Below are 20,198 nucleotides of genomic sequence, written 5' to 3' on the forward strand. Positions count from 1 at the left end.
ACATCTTTATTTCAGAATTGATTTAATAAACCATCAATATAGGTTTAATCATGAAAGCTACCAATCTTGATCCGAAACGCTGGTGGATATTGCTCGCTGTCGTGCTTGCATTTCTGCCGATTGTGATTGATATGACTGTACTGCATGTTGCGGTTCCCTCATTAACCCAATCGCTGAGTGCCACAAGTAACCAAGTCTTATGGATTATTGATATTTATCCATTACTTATGGCTGGACTTTTAGTTCCGATGGGAACTTTGGCTGATCGTGTCGGCAATCGTAAGATTCTGCTGATTGGCTTGGTTATATTTGGAATTGCCTCAGTCCTTGCGGCATTTTCCCAAACGGCTTCTATGCTGATTGCCGCACGTGCTTTATTAGCATTAGGCGGTGCCATGATTATGCCCTGTGTATTGGGTATTATTCGCAGAACCTTCGAAGACAGTCGCGAACGTGCCATTGCGCTGGGTATTTGGGGCACAATCGGATCAGCCGGTGCCGCCATTGGACCGCTCATTGGTGGGGGATTGTTAGAATATTTCTGGTGGGGTTCAGTTTTCCTGATTAACGTCCCAATCATGCTGGTTGTCGCACCAATGTGCTATTTCTTATTGTCCCGAAAAGAAGCTATAACCCCTGGACATTGGGCATTTGGTCAAGCGCTATTGCTGATTGTCGGTTTGATTTCGTTTGTATATGCACTAAAAGCAGGCTTAGGCGGTAAACAGTCGTTGTTGATTGTCTTGCCTTTGGTCGTTTTATCTATCGGCTTATTAACCATATTTGTACGCAAACAGCTGAATTCTCCTCAGCCGATGCTAGATCTTTCGCTATTTTCACGTCCTGCTATTTTAGCCGGCATTATTATGGCAATGGTTGCTGCAGGCGCTTTGGCAGGGGTTGAGTTAACTTTGGCAATGGAGCTGCAATATGTCATTCGTTTAACACCGCTGCAAGCCGGTCTTTTTATGGTTCCGATTATGGTTGCGGCCGCTATTGGCGGGCCTATTGCTGGTTTTTTATCCAATAAATTTGGACTCCGTCTGGTTGCGACCATGTCATTAATATTGGCAGCAATTGCGTTGGTCAGTTTGAGTTATTCAGATTTTCATCATCCGGGAATCATCGTTCCCTTTATTTTAGCTTCGATTGGATTAACACTGAGTATTGGTTTAACAGCTTCATCCATTGCGATCATGGGCTCAGTACCTGCAGAAAAGGGCGGTGCGGCAGGTTCACTTGAAAGTACAGGTTATGAACTGGGTACAGGACTAGGTATTACTTTATTTGGTGTTTTCATGGCCTATATATTTGGCAGTCATCTTCAAGTGCCGTCAGATTTAACTGCTGTTTTAGCAGAAAAAGCCAGACTTTCGATTGGTGATACCTATTTAGTGGCGAGCCAGTTACCCGTTGAACAAGGTACAGCATTGATTAACGCAGGTAAAATTGCCTTCAGTTCAGCTCATGTTAATTTATTATTAACAGCAGGGATTATCATCGGGATACTCTCCATTGTGGTATTTTTTATGCTAGCTAAATATCGAGATGAGAATTCATTGTGATGAAATTTATTTGAGGATCATCAAACAGAATGGTTAAGTTCAGACATCAATTTATCTTAAATTTATGGTTTAAATTAAGCCGTATTAATCTGAACTTAACACATTATAAATGAGTTGATGTCTTACGATTTAGTTGAATAGTAAAACAGCTGCCACCTAAGTTTTTGGATTTAGAATAATAAATATGACCTTGGTGTGCTTCAATAATTGCATCAATCACTGCCAAGCCTAATCCAGTACCGCCATCTAGACATGATCTAGAGTCTTCCAGTCGATAGAAGGGTTTGAACAGGTGTTTAAGATGCGATTCATCAATACCAGGACCTTCATCTTCAAACGTCAATACCCAATGTTCTGCTGTGGTTACAGATGTAATATTTATTTTTCCAGCATTCGAATATCTTAGAAAGTTAGAGAACAATGCAATAAAGACCTGTTCCATCCTTCTTATATCAACGCAAACCAATTTATCCGTCAAATTTAAAACAATAGTTAAACCTTTAACATGAAACCGTTCATTAAACATCTGCAGACATTTTTCAATACTATTTTTTAAATTGGTCTTTTCTAGTTCTAATCGTAATTGTTTATTTTCAATAAGTGTCAGTGTCCGTAAATCTTCCACAAGGTAAGATAAGCCTTCGACTTGGTTCAATAAGCTTAGGTGTAAAGCTTTATCGGCAATAAATATACCATCGACAATACCTTGCAAGCGACCTTGTAATATTGTCACAGGTGTTCGTAATTCATGTGCAATTGCAGCATTCCAAACAGTTGAATTCTTAACTGATACTTCAAGTTGGTTTGCCATTTCATTGAAGTTCTCAATAAGAGACTTGATTTCATGTGGAATATCATGATGTGGCTGTTTAATTCTGAGTGCTAAATTGCCTTGTTGAATTTGTTGAATAACATCTGCTAAATCACTAATTGGCTGTGTATAGCGTTTTCCATATTTAAAGGCGAGGATAGTAGAAAGAAAAAAGCCTGTTAATAGCACTAAAAACAGCCAGATAAAGTCAACGGAGGTAACTGAAAATTCATTTGAATTAATAACTTGTGTATTTAGAAAACCTATTTTTATCGCCCAGCTATAAACAAAATAGCCAATCATGAAAGATAACAGCGTAATGCCTAAATTGAATAGGCTCATCATGATAATAAACTGGAAGTTAATTCCAACAGAATTTTTAAAAAAGTTAAATTTCATGATTTTGATCTAAGCGATACCCCACGCCACGGACATTGATTAATAAGCCATTTACATCATTTTCTTCAAGTTTTTTGCGTAATTTGCTGATATGGCTATCTACAGTGCGATCTAAAGCATCACTTTCAGGCATACAGTTTTGGATCAATTCATTACGTGTAAAGACTTTATTCGGTGTTTTTGCCATCAAAAACAGTATCTTATACTCAGTTAACGTAAGGTTGAGCAACTGATTTCTTTGACCATTTGAAATGTAAACTTGATGATGATCTGGATTAATTTCAATATTTCTATAACGAATAATATTAGTTATTTCCATATTTTGGCTTGTACTTCGTCTAAGTACGGCTTGTATTCGTGCAATCACTTCGTTTGGGTTAAATGGCTTAATAATAAAGTCATCAGCACCCATTTTTAGCCCCATGATCTTATTCACTTGATCATCTAAGGCAGTCAGCATAATGACAGGTAAATGACTTGTTTGACGGATGATTTGTAGAATTTCCCAGCCATTTAGTTTGGGTAATTTAATATCAAGGAGAATCAGGTCGATAGAGTTGGCTTTTAGGCACTCTAAAGCTTGTTGTCCATCCAATGCACGGATGACCTGCATGTTTTCATTTTTTATGTATTTTTCAAGAATGTCACCAATATCATAATCATCTTCTACAACGAGAATGACGCTGTTTTCGAAGCTGTGCTGTAGATTTGGATACATATATTTTATCTTAGATGAAGTAGCTATGCATTTTAACATTTAATTGTGTAATGGAGATGATTAGACGAGCAGTCATTTATATTTGTAATTGAGGGGTGACATATAATAAAATTCGTTGCATATCAGTATTAATGAACAAAATGTCAATTATCATTCATTTAACATAATGGCTGTTATACGAAACGAGAGTGTTAGAACCCATTTAAAGTGTCTATATTCTCACCAATAAAAATGTCCGGTTTCTCCGAGGTAAAATATGACTTTTGAACAAAAATAAGCCATTGTTTATTCTTTTTATTTCCAACAAAATTCCAGAACTCATCTACTTCGAGAGATTCATAATGACTTTGCTGAGGCTGAATTTCATAGGTTGATTCAGTTAAAGTACGTAAAACTTTACCGATACTGATGCGCTCAACTTCAGCAATATCTCGTATACCGCTGCCTCTGACCATCAACTGTAATATTTTACGAGTAATACCTGACTTACATCCTAGATAGCTCAGTGCATGATCACCAATAAACTGACGTTTACAGTCTTTGCACTGATAGTTTTGTTTCCCATCTACTTTGATACCATTTTTCTTTATACTATCACTGAGGCAGGTTGGACATTTGATTGCTAGAGTTATTTGCATTTCTCTATTTTATCAAAATCCAATCGGCTTTTTCTTCAGCATACTTTTTGAAACACTACCAAATTTTAAAGTTGTATATCATGAAATTATTAAAAATATTGAGTTTAGTTTGCTTAAGCATAAGTATTGGGGCTTGTGCTGAGCATAGTATGAGTCGAGCAAAAACAAGTACAATTCCACAAGTGAATAACTCAATCATCGATCAGAATGTTCAAGCGCTTTTTAATGAAATCTCAGCTGATGCTGTGTTTGTCACATATGATGGTCAAAATATTAAAAAATATGGCACGCATTTAGACCGAGCAAAAACAGCTTATATTCCTGCATCTACATTTAAAATTGCCAATGCACTAATTGGTTTAGAAAATCATAAAGCAACATCTACAGAAATATTTAAGTGGGATGGAAAGCCACGTTTTTTTAAAGCATGGGACAAAGATTTTACTTTGGGCGAAGCCATGCAAGCATCTACAGTGCCTGTATATCAAGAATTGGCACGTCGTATTGGTCCAAGCTTAATGCAAAGTGAATTGCAACGTATTGGTTATGGCAATATGCAAATAGGCACGGAAGTTGATCAATTTTGGTTGAAAGGGCCTTTGACAATTACACCTATACAAGAAGTAAAGTTTGTGTATGATTTAGCCCAAGGGCAATTGCCTTTTAAACCTGAAGTTCAGCAACAAGTGAAAGAGATGTTGTATGTAGAGCGCAGAGGGGAGAATCGTCTATATGCTAAAAGTGGCTGGGGAATGGCTGTAGACCCGCAAGTGGGTTGGTATGTGGGTTTTGTTGAAAAGGCAGATGGGCAAGTGGTGGCATTTGCTTTAAATATGCAAATGAAAGCTGGTGATGATATTGCTCTACGTAAACAATTGTCTTTAGATGTGCTAGATAAGTTGGGTGTTTTTCATTATTTATAAGAATTAGAAGTTTGAGGTTAATCTATTTTTGGTAGTGTTTCAAAAAGTATGCTGAAGAAAAAGCCGATTGGATTTTGATAAAATAGAGAAATGCAAATAACTCTAGCAATCAAATGTCCAACCTGCCTCAGTGATAGTATAAAGAAAAATGGTATCAAAGTAGATGGGAAACAAAACTATCAGTGCAAAGACTGTAAACGTCAGTTTATTGGTGATCATGCACTGAGCTATCTAGGATGTAAGTCAGGTATTACTCGTAAAATATTACAGTTGATGGTCAGAGGCAGCGGTATACGAGATATTGCTGAAGTTGAGCGCATCAGTATCGGTAAAGTTTTACGTACTTTAACTGAATCAACCTATGAAATTCAGCCTCAGCAAAGTCATTATGAATCTCTCGAAGTAGATGAGTTCTGGAATTTTGTTGGAAATAAAAAGAATAAACAATGGCTTATTTACGCCTATCATCGAGAAACAGGTGAAATTGTTGCTTATGTTTGGGGTAAACGAGATTTAGCTACAGTCTAACAATTGAAGACAAAGCTTAAACAATTAGATATTCACTACACCCGAATTGCAAGTGATCATTGGGACAGTTTCATCACTGCTTTTAAAAATGGTAAGCAAAGTATTGGTAAATTTTTTACTGTAGGTATTGAAGGCAATAATTGCAAAATAAGGCATAGAATTAGGCGTAGCTTCAGAAGAAGCTGTAATTTTTCAAAAAAGCTTGAAAACCATTTTAAAGCTTTTGATTTAGCCTTCTTTTCTTTTACATCAATAATGGCTTCATTTAAAGGCAGCATACTTTTTGAAGCACCACCAAAATTTTATGTTAAGTAGAGACTAAAAATGCCCTTGATTAAGGGCTTACAAGGGCATTTTGTATAAGGTGTATTATGTTAATTTTAGAATTTCTTCATTAGATAATTTTTGATAAGCTAAATCCATTAGGACTAATTAAGTAAATATGAGCAATTGGGTCAATGTCACACAGGATAAGTCTACAGGTATAGAACTAATTCATGCCCACTTCAAAGGCTTTGCATACGATCCTCATCTACACTCAAGTTATCTTATAGGGGTAACAGAGTTAGGACATCAACAATTCAATTGTAGAAAAAAAATTATTGATAGCTATCAAGGTCAAACTTTCATGCTTGAACCTGAAGAAGTTCATGATGGTAATGCACCAGATCCTCTCGGCTTCACTTATAAAATGATGCATTTAGATCCAGCATGGTTAAAAAAAAGCTATGAAGGAATATTTAATGAGCCTATCGAACTTGCTATCGAATCAACCCTACGTTCTGATCCTCAACTTTCACATTTGATACTTTCAACCTACAATATATTGAATAACAATGAATCTCAATTGATGAAAGATACGTATTTAGATCTTTTATTAGAAAACTTAAAGCAGAATAGGGAGGCTTTAAGGATGTAAATAAGATATGTGAAGGAATTTCTTTTCGGATTTCATTTATATAGATTTGAAGAATTCTGTAGTCTCGTTCCTGCAGTTTAATTACTCGGTACGAATATTCATTTTTGATTTTTGGCTTTTTTGATCGATCATCGAACTCATCATCTGTATTTGTAATAATTAAACTAAAACTATGATTCTGAATTGATTTTTTAATAGAGTTGGTTGTTAGTAGCATAAGCTCACCAATTCTAAGACCATAGTTGAGCATGAGATGTATGATCAGAAAGTTTCTGAGTTGTACATTTTTAGATCTAAAAGGATTTAATTCATTGTATTTATTAGAGTTACTTGGTGAAATGACTGAATACAATCCTTTAATCATTTCCTGATTCATGCTCTTAAAATTATGATTTATCTCACTTTTAATTGTCTTATTGGCTTTTGAAAAATTATTTATAATTTTTTTCTTTATTGTCATATATTTATTCAAGTTTTCTTTAATTTTTTGAATTTCCTTCAACGTAAGTTGTGGCTGTGATTGCATGCTTAAGTATTCATTAATCAAGAAGTTGTAAAACTTTAAGAAGGATCTAACTCTATGACCAATTGTTGTGTAATTAATATGTTCTGAATTGCTTAGCCGTATAAGATTACTTTCAAGTTTTTTATTATTTTCTAAGTAAACAATGAAATTATCAATTTCACATTGAATGATCTCAAAATTATAGGATGTCGAATAGAACGACTCACAAAAGGACGTGGCAAACTTTTCAAACCAAAATTCATACCAAAATTTTATTGCGATTAAATCTGCATGCTGCGTAGAGATACTTTGAAATCTAAGAAATTTCATGGTGTACAGCATAGGGTACATACATGGACAGAATGAATCTAAATCAAATAAAAGAATAATTTGATTTTCGTTTGAGACTTTCTTTTCTAAATGAATTGTTTTTAAAGCAAACATAGTAAAGTTTATGAATTATTCTTAAGGTCAACATATCATATTTTATGATTGAAATAGAAATTAGTTAAGTTATTGAATCTTAGTTCAAGAAAGAAAAATATGAAGTTATTGTTAGGTGTATCGGAATTGTCATAATTAAAATTCTCAAAGGAGTAGAAAAGGCACTACCCCACAATTTTTTTCTCTCAAAATGTCATTCACTGTCATTTTTTAGTGGCAAGTACCAGGTGCAATTCTTTTTACGGTGTATTACACCGTAGATGTTTTGAGTGAGCTTAGCTGGCACCGTAAAAGTTTTGATCGACAAAATATCCAAAGTCAACTGGACTGTTAATCCATTTGCTAAACAAAACGTGAAACAGCAAATTATTGTAGTCTATATATTTTTCATAATTGTTCACGATACCTAAGTTCAGCAAGTTTTTTTCAAACTCAATGCGTTCAATGGGTTCTGATTTCACAAATGCATGGATGGATGCTTTGATTACATGATAATTATAACTTTCTGATGGACATTGACGTTCACATGAAATAATTCCAGCTTCAATGAACAAATTAATATTACGCTGCCAAGAACGTCCGTGAATGTGGTAATTCAGGCAGTCACCAAGTTTTTGCAGATCTGACAATTTAAAGGATTTGTTTTGGCAAACTGCAAAATATGTAAAGGTAAAATAACGATATGAAATATCTTTTTTTAATATCTTAAACTTAGGATTGTCATAAAAGTTAACATTAGCATTCGTTCTATATATTTTAAGGAACAGCTCACCATACTTACTTAATCTATAATATTTAGATGAGCGACAAGTAGAACGCCCTAGATCCTCTATCATCCCCAATTGGACCCAATTTTTAATAAGACGCTGAATAGAACGAACGAGCCATTTAGACTTATAACCCTCTAATTCATCTATATAGGTGCCTTTCAGGAAGTGAACACTCAATGGTCGTGGGTGATGTTCTACAAACTGAGTGAACAGTCGATGTATAAATTTTATATCCAAAATTGTATTTAGAGCTCTCATGATAAGTACTTTAAAACCATCTTAAAACCATCTTAAAACCATTTTAACAAAACCTTTTAAACCTTTTAATTTTTTTTAAATTAAATATACTTAAAACCATAATAATAGCTTAAAGGGTTTTAATTGTGCTAAAGCTAAAATGTATATCGATATTAGCAATGTCAATCATTACACAATCTATCTTTGCTGAAAATTCAGTAGTACTTGATGTTGGCCATTCACCAAAACAAGCTGGATCTACTGCAGCTAACGGCTATCCTGAATACACTTACAACCTTAGCATGGTCAATTCTATTGAATACTTTCTTAAATCGCGTCATGTCCAAGTGCTCAGATCTTCAGTGAATGAAGATAAAGTCTCACTGGTTCAACGTGCGACCAGATACCCTAATGCTAATCTTTTTATTTCGGTGCACCACGACTCAATACCTACTGAGCTGACCAAGTACAAGAATCAACTCAAAGGTTTTTCAATTTTTGTATCAAAGAAAAATCCAGAATACGGAAAAAGTTTGAAATGCGCCAATCTCATTGGCCAGAACCTAAAATCAATTGGTGAAAGCCCTTCTACTTACCATGGCATTAATATACCAGGTGAAAACAAAAAGCTTTTGACCTCAAATGGCGTATATCAATATGACAATCTAGTGGTCCTGAAGAAATCACAAAAGCCGGCGGTTTTAATTGAGATCGGCGTGATTGCCAATCCTGAAGAAGCAAATCGCTTATCTAATCAGAAAGTAATCTGGAAAATATCTGAAAATATTGCTCAGTCGATACAGCAATGTTTAAACCAATAAGGTGCATGCTGCAGTAATCAATATGCACCCCTCTAGAATTAGAATCTTATGCCGACCGTTTCACCATCATCATTGACCGCACCAGCATCATAAGTGTTATGCCATACGCCATTAATCATGACCAAGTGTGGCGCCCAAAATGACACTGTTTGAATATTATGCAAAACATCATCTGGCGTATCGAAACTAGAAGCACCTATATAGCGGAAGAACATCAAGTTTTCGCCTAGTTCTTCAATATACATTTCAGGATCAAAGTCATCCAAAAACTCTTTATCTTCACGTATCACTTCGTTTAACTCAGTTTCAACGAGTTTGAGTAAAGCGGTAGGCGTAGGTAAACCATCATAAGCCCATTCAGACTCTTTACCTTCAAGTTCCATCCCATCTTTAATATCAAATGCAGCGACATATCCAGTAAAGTAATTTTCAGCTTGCGAGAAGTTATTCGGCATGTCTTGATAGTATCTATCAAGTACGGTCTTAATCTTTGCCAAGGTTGCATCAATCGTACTTTGAATTGCACTTTCAGCACGTTCTTGAGCTGTACCTCTTTGCTTAGCTTGCCCCATGTGTACCCCCTGATTATTCACATTTTGACTAGTATTTTATTTCTAAAGCCTATTGTTTCAGCACTTTAAACCGATTCAGTATATACCAAAGGTTTGCTATTTATATTTCATATATACGATAAGTCTCAAATACTACAAATGGCTTGGTAGCTAAGTGATATAACATGTTTTTGTGCTTCAGGCTTTACAATGCTTTTCTCAGATTATCTAGACCAACATGCCGTTATTCTTGCGCTATGTTTGGCAATCTGCATATCTTCAGTTGTGGTTTATACAAAGTATAGAACTCTACGCGCCGTTTATCTTACTGGTGCATCCCTATTCACTTTAACCGCCACAATATTTCTATCGATCGGATTTTATTTAACTACATTGGATGTATCTGCTTCAGATAGAAAGGAGATCCAAAGCATTATTTCTCAAGTGAGCCAAGACAAAAATATCGCTTCAGCAATTGAACTCAATCAAAGAAATAACTATGAATAGAGGTGGATCAGGAAATTTGAACAACACTTATAAGTGATATTTTGCTCCCCAAATGATGTTATAAACATCAATATATGGAGTATTTTATGGCACGTAGACCAAGAAGAAATCATTCAAATGATTTTAAAGCTAAGGTAGCACTTGCTGCGATTAAAGCAGAAAAAACACTTGCTGAATTGAGTGCTGAATTTGATGTTCATCAAAACCAAATTATCGACTGGAAAAATCAACTGATTTCAGCTTCCTCGCAAGCTTTCGATCAATCAAAAGCTCCAACAGAACCACCCATCGATCTAAAAAAACTACATGCAAAAATCGGTGAGCAGGCATTAGAAATTGATTTTTTAGAAGGTGTGTTGAAGAAACTGGGCCGCTTCAACCACAAAAGTTAATCGATGACTCACTTCAGATTTCAGTATCTAAGCAAGCTCAGCTGCTGAAAGTCTCCCGTGGTTGTTATTACTATCGCCCAAAACCTGTGAGTGCATCAGATCTGAAGCTAATGCGGTGTATGGATGAGTTACATATGCAATACCCTTTTGCAGGTAGCCGGATGATGCGTGATTTGTTGAATCGTCAAGGACATCATATAGGACGACGTCATACACGTACTTTAATGAAGAAAATGGGCATTAATGCGTTATATTGCAAACCAAATTTAAGCCAGGCTAATCAAGCTCACCGCAAATATCCATATCTGCTCAAAGGATTGGCTATTCAGCGCAGTAATCAAGTGTGGTCTACGGATATAACGTATATCCCTATGGCAAAAGGCTTTGTTTATTTATGTGCTGTGATTGATTGGCATAGCCGCAAGGTACTTGCGCATAGAGTATCGATTAGTATGGAGGTTATATTTTGCATAGAAACATTAAATGAAGCTATTGAAAAATATGGTCGACCTGAAATATTTAATACAGACCAAGGCAGTCAGTTTACCAGTGATGCATTTATTGATGTATTGAAATCAAATGGCATTCAAATCAGTATGGATGGTAAAGGTCGATGGGTTGATAATGTGATGGTTGAACGATTATGGCGGAGCGTTAAATATGAAGAGGTGTATCTCAAAGCCTACAGCAATGTTTTGGATGCGAAGAAGCAATTAAACGCATATTTTGAATTTTATAATTTGAAACGACCTCATTCGAGTCTGGACAAAATGACTCCAGATGAGTTTTACTATGACCAGCTACCACAACAAAATAAGGTAGCTTAACTAGAGCAGAGTATCACTTATAAATAAGCTTTTAGTTGTTCAAACATGTGGGACCACCTCTGAATTATTGGTTGCAGTATCTCAAAAGAAAAACCTTACCTACTCAGATCTAGGCAGTATTCAATATGGCCAAGTACGTGACACAGTAAATTTGACGAAATATTCTCAATACAAAACTTTGGTGAATGCTGAGTACTAATATTTATTGTTGTTTGCGTTGTTCAAGAACACTGATTTATGCACTACTCGTTGTTCTTCCTCATATCGTATCACTTCATGAGCCACGCAATATAGAGATATATTTCTTAGACATTGTTTCCATAAAAGTTCTGGATAGAGTTTTGTATAGGTCAGGAATGTTCTTTTCCCAAAACAACAATATTTCACCCTTCGTTTTGCATAATTTAAAATCATCGGTATTGGTGAGATCCTCTACCTGTTGAATCATCACTTCCCTTTCTTTTTCTTTGGCTTGTTTTTCTAAAACTTTTTGTTCCTTGATTTTGTCTTGTTCAGACAAAAAGTTCCTACTTTTCTCGCGTTTTTCACTGTCAGTAATGAACTTAACCAAGTGGAATAAATGTTCCATCCATTCATCCGTATGGGTTAAGCCAAGGATGCAACCATTTAGATTAAAGCCAACATTAACCAGGCCTATATCTGATGATGTTTTATTTCTGATATTCAAAATGACATCTTCATCCAGTTCATTTTCTGCAATGAATTCGTCTATATAGTGTTGGTACTCTGGAGATAGAAAACCGTCAAAGGTATATCGAACAACTTCTACCAGTAAAAAATTAACCCCGAAAAGTTCAATGTGTTTTTCAATCTCTTCAACAGGGATTTCCAACTGCATTGTAGATACGAGGCTTTCTACGTGGACCAGTGGCTTACCAATTTGCTGTAACTTTTCATAAAGCTCATTTGCATTCATGGGTTGGTTCAATCCGTTTTTTATATTTTATTCAGCACAGCCAATGTCGCATTGAGCATATCGACTGAAACCTCTAATTTTTTTGCTAAACGGGCCATGTGGCCGTCATCAAGTATTCTTAATGCCTTATGTAATGAAGTATAGTTTTTTAGCTCTGAAAACTCTTCAATTTTTTCATTGATATAGACATCATCTAAACCAGCTTCTTCAAAACACTCAATTACAGATAAGCCAACATATGAAAGTTTCTGTTTTTTAACATATGTTGATTGTTTTTGGTCTATTAAACCAAGTTTCACAGCAATTTTGTGGCTTTCACCACGCTTAGGTAGTCGATTGTTTGTGATGACCCTTGTATTGAAAAATTCTTTTTTTACTTGTTCAAAAGTCTTAGCCATTACGGGCACCATCAAAAGTTAATTATTTCGATCGTTTACGATATATCTTTAGAAGTACAAGAAGCGAATAAATTATTAATCTTGGTTCGCTCTAGCGCGTGGATGTGCATCTTTATAAGAACTAATCAACGTTTCGTGATCTACAAGAATATATACTTGTGTCGAAGATAGTGATTTATGACCTAGCATTTCCTGAACGGCGCGAATATTTTTTGTTTTGTTATACAAGTGCGATGCAAAACTATGTCTCAAAGCATGAGTACTACCAATATGTCCAGAACCATGCGCCTTTAACAGAGCTGTAATGCATGCACCTAAATGGTTTTTCGCAATATGTTTGCCAGATGGTGCAATGAATAAATATCCGCAGTCTTCTACTCCAGCTTTTGAAATCCAACGATTACGAACTAAAAGCCAAGTAGAAATAGCCTCTAGTGATTTTTTTCCTAAAAAAACAATCCGTTCATTATTTCCTTTACCCAATACCTTTAGTTGCATAGCACTGAGGTTGATATCACTTAGTTTGATGGCATGTAATTCAGAGATACGTAAACCGCCAGAATAAGCAATTTCTGCAGCTGCTAGATCTCTTAACTTTTGATTATTGTATTTCGGATTTAATGGCGTCTTGTTATCAAGTATCTCATTCAACGTATTCACGGCGATCGGGCGCGGTAAGCTTTGATTTTTGAACTTAACCCGAATGTCAGAAAAGAAGTTTTCAGGTATATATTCCTTACGCAGACAATAGTTCAGGAAGTTTTTTAAAGCTGATAAATTTTTGTTGAGTGTTCTTGCAGAAACAATATCAACATCGATTCGATGCAACCGAAATGATGTGATGTAATCGCGGTCTAGTTCCAATAGATGTTTACCTTTAAAAAAAGGCATTTCTAACATCAAAAGTAAGCTCTTTTTGTATTCATTAATCGTCATGTCGGACTTATTTTCAAGCTTCAGGCTATCAAGCCATTCTTGAATCAATTCCTCATTCGACATGCTATGCATGGATAGATTTTCCGACATATGAATACCTAAAGCTCTTGAATAGTTTTCTCTAGCTGAACCTGTTTGTCAGCTCCACTTAATTTTATGACAATCTGCACAATATCCATATATTCTTTTACTGAGATTTTGCCATCTGCTTTCGCAGCATCCACGGTCTTACGTAAAAATGGATTGTCTGCATATTTTTGGAATAAAGGGAACGCTTTAAGGTCATTCAGCGCATCAGCATTAATTGAGTCATTTGAATGTTTAATGATGCAATTTTTCACCTGGTTTTCAGGTGTTTTGATGTAGGTCACTTCGGGCATGAATGGCTTGATTTTTGTCACCAATTCCACCTCATTAGAAGTTAAGCAACTATATACAATTTGCGATACTGGCTCTTTTGGACCACTAACACTCCACCCTTTCGTCACTAGAAAAAACGGTATTTTTGAATAAGGATACTTAAACGTATCATCAACAAGCTTATTAAATTGATGTGCAGTTGATAGGTAGCGATCGGAAGAAAAAACATCGATATGCGACATATCATTCGGCACTTCTGAGCATCCCCCGACCATGATTACAGTGGCAATTGATAGGAGAGCTTTTTTCATAGTTTTAACCTTAATTTGATTAGTGGGAAAAGCAACTTATAACTTTTGCTTAGGCTACGGTTAATAATTGTACAGAAGCAAAAAAAAAAGTTCATCGCACTTTGCCGGGAAATGCAGCACGGATCTTGAGGAAGAAGTAGTCCGTGTCGCGGTATCCATAGGCCATCCGCTTAATGACTTTGATCCGGTTGTTCATGCCCTCCAGCACGCTGGTGTTCAGCCGGTGGAGGGCACTGGAAACGATACCCTCCATATATGGCTCCAGCTTCTTGGCAAATCGTACCAAAGCATCAATTCCGCTACCGAGGGCCATGCCGGCCCATTCCCGCCAGGCGCTTCTGGCCGTCGTCTCGCTTTCCGCAAACCATAGCGTCTTAAGTTGGTCCTTGAGCACGTACACCGTAGTCAAGAACGCATTGGCGGCCAGGAGTTCGTCCAGCTTGACCGCCTGCTCGGGCTCAAGGTTGTCAGCATTGCGTAACAGTATCCAACGGCTGCTTTTGATCACCTTGCGGGCGACCTTGTCATCTCGCAGTTGATTGGCCTGATCAACTCGCACTCTATCCATCACTTCGCGGCCATACTTAGCCACCACATGGAACAGGTCGTAGACCACCACCGCGTTGGGGCACTGGGCCTTCACTTCAAGATCGAAGGCTGAGTTCATGTCCATGGCCACTGCCTCGATCTGGTTCCGGGCATCGCCTAACCACTCGAAGAACGGCCGGATCGCCTCACGCGAGCGGCCCTCGCCAATCCACACCACTTGCTGGGTGTCGGCACAGGCGACCACCGTGGCGTAGCGATGACCCTTGTGCAAGGCGAATTCGTCCATCATCAGGCGGCGCAATCGACTTCGATCTGGCTCGTGCAAATCACGTTTGAGCCGCTCCATGTCAATAGTCTTGACTGTATGCCAATGCAAGCCCAAAAGATTGGCAACATGACTGACGGGCAGCATCTGTACTAATTTCTCAATCCAGTTGCGCAATGATTGCGTAATACGGGAGCGCGGTGGTAGCCAATCGATCCGCTCTCTGGTTGGACCGCATTGTGGACAACGCAGCCGCCGCACAGGTACATCCAACTCGACGCGATACTGCATAATTGGTGACTCGCGAACTCGGCGCCAATTGATGTCATGTACCAGGAAACAAGGGCAATCGCATCGGCTACAAATTGGCGTATGCTCCTCGTCGTGTGTAAGACGGATCAGCAAAGTCTGTTCATCTAGAAGCCCATGAGACGCTGGCGAAAAGCCCTTCCAGAACAGGCTCCAAACATCAGCGCTAGTCATGATCATGGACCGATTGCGCGCTATCGGTGCCTTGTAGCGCCAAGGCATCATGTTCTTCTTGGCTGAGATGGCGTCTGTTGGGATTGATGCAGGACAGACAAAGCACTGCTGTTGCGAGGATGAGGCAATAAGCGATGATCGGCCAGGTGGTACCAGTCGATAAAAGCGTAATAATGAGTGTCCCGATAATCCCTAACAGTAGTCCACCCAAACAGAAGTAGACTGCTGTAGCGGTCCCAGCGATATGATCGAAACCTCGAAGAGCGGCATTGGGTGCCACCGATACCGCAGTGGCGATACCAACACCCACGAGCCACATCGGGGCGATGAAGCCAAGCACCGAGACCGGTGCCAATGTCTCGCCAACAGCGAGCAACAGCGCTCCCGCCATCAGACACCCCATTCCCACTCGTAAGGTCTTCAGGCTTCCCCACCGGGGAATCAGTCGTCCCATGATTCGCGCTGTAGCCATCATAGCGATGGCCACTGTAGCAAATAGCAAGCTGAAGCTAAGTTGCGATAACCCTTGCCTCCCCATCATTAGCCAGGGGGCGGTCGAGAAAAAGACGAAAAAGCTGCCCATCCCCGCGCTGTAACAGAGCGTGTACAGCCAGAAGTTCAGGTGTTTCACAGGAGTCAATAGCTGCGACCACTGTAGGTCTGCCGTCCGGTGCCGCCGAGTCTCTGGCCAGAGTCGCCAGGCTGCGATAACAGCGCCTATCATTGCCATCCCTAGCAAGCCGAAGATTGCGCGCCATCCGAGCCACGCGTCGACCAGCGCTCCTAGCAGTGGGCCTATCGCAGGAACCATCGCAAGCATAGAGCCGAGCAAGCCATAGATGACGTTGCTTTCCTCACGGCCCGAATAGATGTCGCGTACCGTCGCGAAAGTGGAAACGAGACATGCCGAAGCGCCGCAGGCCTGAAGAACGCGGAAGCTCAGAAAAAGTTCTGGCGATGAAACTACGGTGAGGCCGAATGAAGCCGCAATATAGGCAATCCCGCCACCAAGTAAAACGGGGCGGCGACCCAGCCGATCCGACAGTGGGCCGAAGAGAAGCTGTCCGGCTCCAAGCAAAACCAGGTATGCCGTCAACGTCAGCTGGATCGTCCCTGCACCGGACCCAAGTGCATCCGCCATGAAAGGCACCACGGGCAGGTACATATCCATGCCCAGTGACGCCAGCAAATCGAATGGTGATAACAGCAATAGCGTGGCGGGAAGAGAATACCGCCAAGAAAAATCTTTTGAGCGCACGAAGCCATCTCCTTAAGTTAAGAATTTGGCGGCGCTCTTGCAGAGCAACTAGGTTCTTGAGAACGCCGCAACAACCGAAAACGAAGGTTGCTGCGGCTTACTTGTCTGCTTTCTTGGTAGCGCTCATGTGCGGGTTATCTCATGGATGAGTCCATATCGTAACAATCTTCACGCTAAAGTGCAAAGAACCAAACAAAAATAGCGGTCGAGATAGACCGCTTGATGCATTAGAAATTAAATTTTTCAGTGTTGTACTTATAGATCTTATTAATATCAATGCGTTTACCTTGCATGGTTGTGATTGCAGTTGGTTGGAATTTGATTGCAAGATCTTTAATGTCTACGTCTTTCCATTCAGGCATGGTAGACGGTAAATCAATAGTACGGCGCTCTCTGGCACGGTTAGATGGAATCCAGTGGTTTAACTTAATCATTGAATCACCCAACAATGTACCTGTTTTGCGATCGACAATGCGAATATTCCCTTCTACCGAACGAATTTTTAAACCTGAAAAGTTATCTATGCCATAAGTAAAGGTATTTTGGTTTTTGCCATAAAAACGCACGGTGAACTGGTCACGCATGTAATAGTCATAATGTGCTTTTAATGCTTGGAGCATCGTTTCACGGTCTACAACTTTTTCAACCAGGCCATTATCAGTACGGAATGACTGGAGCTTTTTAAGTACCGGCTCTACATTTAATTGTTCGTCAGATACGTTCAGATTGGTCAGCGGATTACGTTGAGGATAGAAAATATCGTTTAAGTACGCTGTATGTTGAAGCAATATATACATCGCACGTTGCTGAGTATTCATTTGCTGGTAAAGGTGAGCTGTCGCTTTATAACGCTGATTTGAATTGTTTTCAAAATAGCTATCAGACAGTTTGTATTCGCTAATCTCAGGTGTAAGACCACCAGCAACAACATTAAAGCTTTTAGATGGCGTTAAAAGTCCTACATACGCTTCCTTAAAGTTCGGTGTTGGGGTAGTTTCATCCTCAAATGCGAAAGCTGTATGCGCTAATACAGTACCAAGGATACCCACCATCGCAGTTTTTAATAGTTTCATTCAGTATTCTCTGTATAACTTTAAAAAGGGTTTTAAGTTTGAAGCTATAATACTTTATTTTTGTGCATTTAAAAAACCACTATTTAAACTTAAAGTAAAAATAATAATATTCCTTAAACCTATTTAACGCCATTCGTTAAACTATCGCTTAATCTCATTAGTCTTTTAAAGGTCAGGTAGTTTTTTGGTAGTAGTTTAGAATTAAGCGTTAAATTTGAGCATTGATCTAAGTCAATTTGGGCATTTTGATCGATAGGAAAGAGTTGTCCTTGATATGCAAAACCAGTCGAATTTTTAGCGATCGACTCAATCAAAAATACACCGTATTTATCTTGTTCCGTGGCCACTGTATTTAAACCACCTAAGGATGTAATCAGGTTTTTAAAATATCCTGGTATTGCGTACTTCGTGCGTAAGAATTCTATTTGATTTTCAAATGCTTCAGGTGTGAGACATAACATAAAAGCATTTTTCTTTTCTTCTGGCGTTTCAAATACCTTGCCATTGGTCCACGACAGGATATTCGGCTTGAATACATGCAGCACTTCAACCGATTTAAGAAGATCCGCTACATTTGTTTTATGTTGTTCATCTGCTTCAGGCACAAACTGATTTTTGGTATATACCGCAGTAGAAAACCACTCATAATCAATTAACCGATTATCGGCATCTAATGGTTCATACAGCAAATACACGGCGCTATCACGCTTAATGGCCAACAGTGGTGATACTGCATATTGTTCTGTAAACTGAGTGATTGCATCCAAGAGCTCACTTGATATGTTGAGTTTTTTGGCATTGAATTCATCACAAATTAACAGTAATTCTTGAGTGAGTGTTGGTACCACGTTTAACGGCGAACCAGTCTTATTCAGCATCTCGTTAATAGCATTCTCAATTGCCCCTTTTGTTAGGCTATTGATGAACTGCAGCTGCTCTAATGAGATCCCTTCATGATCCAAAGCCTGTATGACCAGATCAAAAGCATGACGAATTTTCTTCTCAAAATGGTTTGCGTACGATAATCCCCAAGCGTCAGAAAAAAATGAGACTGTTTGTTCTGTATAGCTGGTATTCATTAGGGTTTTGGCAAGTTGCGCGTTACCGATTAAGTCACTTTCATCTTCTAATTTTTTACGCAAGTACTTCTCAATACCTTGTTTGCGAACGTACTGGATCTTCTTCAGGTTTTGGCTTGATAGCCAAGTCTTATATTGCGATACAGCATATTGAATGTTCATATCGGCATATGCAGTAATACGGCAAGGCATACCATCAAAGAACGTTGGTAGAAGCCCCTGTAAGAGCTCTAAATCACAAAGAGAAGCATAGATAATGCCGTCAGCCACTTCAAGGTCTGTAATCTTCACTGAGAATGAGTGAATACCGACTCGAATCAGTATTAATTTATCGGCATTTAATAGCACCGCATCATAAGAACTTTCACTGGTGATATTGTTTGCTTTAACCCATTTTTCCCAATGGTTAACGATATGGCCAGAAAGCGCTTCACGAGTATCGAAAGGTTGATCTAGATCTGCAGTTTCACTTATGAACGTATCTAAGCTAAACGCATATCGTAAAGGCTTTAGCTCGATATATGTCTCAATCGCTGTTGTATGCTGCTGAATACCATTAGTAATGCTTTGGAGCTTCAGTGCATAGTTCAAAGCCTCAAGCTGGAGCACTTCATCATCACCGATCTGCTGAAACACCGATGTAGCATATGAAAAATTAGTTTGTTCGCCGTGAATATAACGTCTTTCTTGCCCAATCTGCAGATACAGATTTTTGGCATCAGATTGGACTAAATCTAGGTAATTTTGTGGCTGAAGATCCTGAGCAAGTTGCGTAAAAGGTATTTTAATTTTTGATACTTTAGGTGCTTTTTTGAAACCTTCAATTGATGTCGGGAATTCAATAACATCTAAAATAAAATCTAGGTTTAAAGTTTTAACAACTAGGATCAAATGATTTTTATAAAAACGTCCAATCAGGTTATTAAAAAAACAAACTTGGGTTTTATGGTTTAGCATAAATATACCTTTATGAATCTTAAAGATCATCTTATAA

Annotated in this window: 17 protein-coding genes and 3 pseudogenes; 6 read left to right on the forward strand and 14 right to left on the reverse strand. The window is 38.3% G+C overall.

The window, feature by feature from the left end; all coding sequences use genetic code 11:
- Positions 1-50: 50 nt before the first annotated feature.
- A complete protein-coding gene (gene aadT, locus ACZ8ZH_RS18390; RefSeq protein WP_032073148.1) occupies positions 51-1,565 on the forward strand; it encodes a multidrug efflux MFS transporter AadT in 1,515 nt (504 codons plus the stop codon).
- Between the two features lie 103 nt (positions 1,566-1,668).
- Here aadT and adeS read toward each other — a convergent pair whose 3' ends face one another.
- The 3 genes and pseudogenes from adeS to ACZ8ZH_RS18405 form a co-directional block, all read right to left on the reverse strand.
- The gene (adeS, locus tag ACZ8ZH_RS18395) at positions 1,669-2,775 is read right to left on the reverse strand and encodes a two-component sensor histidine kinase AdeS (RefSeq protein ID WP_032073131.1); all 1,107 of its coding nucleotides are present in this window, start codon (positions 2,773-2,775) and stop codon (positions 1,669-1,671) included.
- On the reverse strand, positions 2,765-3,493 hold the full coding sequence (adeR, locus tag ACZ8ZH_RS18400) for an efflux system response regulator transcription factor AdeR (RefSeq protein ID WP_032073130.1): 729 nt from the start codon (positions 3,491-3,493) through the stop codon (positions 2,765-2,767). The genes adeS and adeR overlap by 11 nt, the downstream gene beginning before the upstream one ends.
- A gap of 269 nt (positions 3,494-3,762) precedes the next feature.
- Positions 3,763-4,131 (reverse strand): annotated as a pseudogene (locus ACZ8ZH_RS18405) (IS1-like element ISAba3 family transposase); the annotation flags it as partial.
- Between the two features lie 80 nt (positions 4,132-4,211).
- Between ACZ8ZH_RS18405 and ACZ8ZH_RS18410 the strand changes: the two are divergent.
- The 3 genes and pseudogenes from ACZ8ZH_RS18410 (at position 4,212) to ACZ8ZH_RS18420 (ending at position 6,501) form a co-directional block, all read left to right on the forward strand.
- Positions 4,212-5,054 carry a carbapenem-hydrolyzing class D beta-lactamase OXA-58 gene (locus tag ACZ8ZH_RS18410; RefSeq protein ID WP_002002480.1) on the forward strand — a complete coding sequence of 281 codons (843 nt, stop codon included), beginning with the start codon at positions 4,212-4,214 and terminating at the stop codon, positions 5,052-5,054.
- A 90-nt stretch (positions 5,055-5,144) separates the two neighbouring features.
- Positions 5,145-5,851: pseudogene (locus tag ACZ8ZH_RS18415) on the forward strand (IS1 family transposase).
- 173 nt (positions 5,852-6,024) lie between these two features.
- Positions 6,025-6,501, forward strand: coding sequence for an AraC family ligand binding domain-containing protein (locus ACZ8ZH_RS18420; RefSeq protein WP_074163966.1), 477 nt, complete (start codon positions 6,025-6,027; stop codon positions 6,499-6,501).
- On the opposite strand, the pseudogene ACZ8ZH_RS18425 reads toward ACZ8ZH_RS18420, so the two are convergent.
- Positions 6,464-7,450: pseudogene (locus ACZ8ZH_RS18425) on the reverse strand (site-specific integrase); the annotation flags it as partial. The gene ACZ8ZH_RS18420 and the pseudogene ACZ8ZH_RS18425 overlap by 38 nt on opposite strands.
- Before the next feature lie 275 nt (positions 7,451-7,725).
- Positions 7,726-8,478 carry a hypothetical protein gene (locus ACZ8ZH_RS18430; RefSeq protein WP_005006271.1) on the reverse strand — a complete coding sequence of 251 codons (753 nt, stop codon included), beginning with the start codon at positions 8,476-8,478 and terminating at the stop codon, positions 7,726-7,728.
- Positions 8,479-8,636: 158 nt separating this feature from the next.
- On the opposite strand from ACZ8ZH_RS18430, the gene ACZ8ZH_RS18435 reads away from it, so the two are divergent.
- A complete protein-coding gene (locus tag ACZ8ZH_RS18435; RefSeq protein ID WP_005028445.1) occupies positions 8,637-9,278 on the forward strand; it encodes an N-acetylmuramoyl-L-alanine amidase family protein in 642 nt (213 codons plus the stop codon).
- Positions 9,279-9,316: 38 nt separating this feature from the next.
- Here ACZ8ZH_RS18435 and ACZ8ZH_RS18440 read toward each other — a convergent pair whose 3' ends face one another.
- Positions 9,317-9,850 carry a hypothetical protein gene (locus ACZ8ZH_RS18440; RefSeq protein WP_005006266.1) on the reverse strand — a complete coding sequence of 178 codons (534 nt, stop codon included), beginning with the start codon at positions 9,848-9,850 and terminating at the stop codon, positions 9,317-9,319.
- A gap of 572 nt (positions 9,851-10,422) precedes the next feature.
- Here ACZ8ZH_RS18440 and ACZ8ZH_RS18445 point away from each other — a divergent pair.
- Positions 10,423-11,555, forward strand: a protein-coding gene (locus ACZ8ZH_RS18445) for an IS3 family transposase (protein ID WP_249891046.1) whose coding sequence is annotated in 2 segments (ribosomal slippage) — positions 10,423-10,675 and positions 10,675-11,555 — 1,134 coding nt in all. Because the reading frame shifts where the segments join, the coding sequence is not laid out codon by codon here.
- A gap of 274 nt (positions 11,556-11,829) precedes the next feature.
- Here ACZ8ZH_RS18445 and ACZ8ZH_RS18450 read toward each other — a convergent pair.
- The 8 genes from ACZ8ZH_RS18450 to ACZ8ZH_RS18485 all read right to left on the reverse strand — a co-directional run bounded on the left by ACZ8ZH_RS18450 (position 11,830) and on the right by ACZ8ZH_RS18485 (position 20,161).
- Positions 11,830-12,492, reverse strand: coding sequence for a hypothetical protein (locus ACZ8ZH_RS18450; protein ID WP_227553516.1), 663 nt, complete (start codon positions 12,490-12,492; stop codon positions 11,830-11,832).
- A gap of 20 nt (positions 12,493-12,512) precedes the next feature.
- Positions 12,513-12,890 (reverse strand): helix-turn-helix domain-containing protein, encoded by a 378-nt coding sequence (locus ACZ8ZH_RS18455; RefSeq protein WP_005006227.1) that lies wholly within the window; start codon positions 12,888-12,890, stop codon positions 12,513-12,515.
- Between the two features lie 75 nt (positions 12,891-12,965).
- Positions 12,966-13,916, reverse strand: a complete 951-nt coding sequence (locus tag ACZ8ZH_RS18460; RefSeq protein WP_274569944.1) for a tyrosine-type recombinase/integrase — start codon at positions 13,914-13,916, stop codon at positions 12,966-12,968.
- Between the two features lie 8 nt (positions 13,917-13,924).
- Positions 13,925-14,497 carry a hypothetical protein gene (locus ACZ8ZH_RS18465; protein ID WP_046127922.1) on the reverse strand — a complete coding sequence of 191 codons (573 nt, stop codon included), beginning with the start codon at positions 14,495-14,497 and terminating at the stop codon, positions 13,925-13,927.
- 91 nt (positions 14,498-14,588) lie between these two features.
- A complete protein-coding gene (locus tag ACZ8ZH_RS18470; RefSeq protein ID WP_020753573.1) occupies positions 14,589-15,794 on the reverse strand; it encodes an ISL3 family transposase in 1,206 nt (401 codons plus the stop codon).
- On the reverse strand, positions 15,787-17,052 hold the full coding sequence (gene cml, locus ACZ8ZH_RS18475; RefSeq protein ID WP_020753574.1) for a CmlA/FloR family chloramphenicol efflux MFS transporter: 1,266 nt from the start codon (positions 17,050-17,052) through the stop codon (positions 15,787-15,789). Before cml ends, ACZ8ZH_RS18470 begins: the two co-directional genes overlap by 8 nt.
- Positions 17,053-17,279: 227 nt before the next feature.
- Positions 17,280-18,125, reverse strand: coding sequence for a hypothetical protein (locus ACZ8ZH_RS18480; RefSeq protein WP_121532429.1), 846 nt, complete (start codon positions 18,123-18,125; stop codon positions 17,280-17,282).
- Between the two features lie 119 nt (positions 18,126-18,244).
- Positions 18,245-20,161, reverse strand: coding sequence for a hypothetical protein (locus ACZ8ZH_RS18485; protein ID WP_228286914.1), 1,917 nt, complete (start codon positions 20,159-20,161; stop codon positions 18,245-18,247).
- Positions 20,162-20,198 lie beyond the last annotated feature (37 nt).

Source organism: Acinetobacter sp. SW-226, from assembly GCF_055632855.1.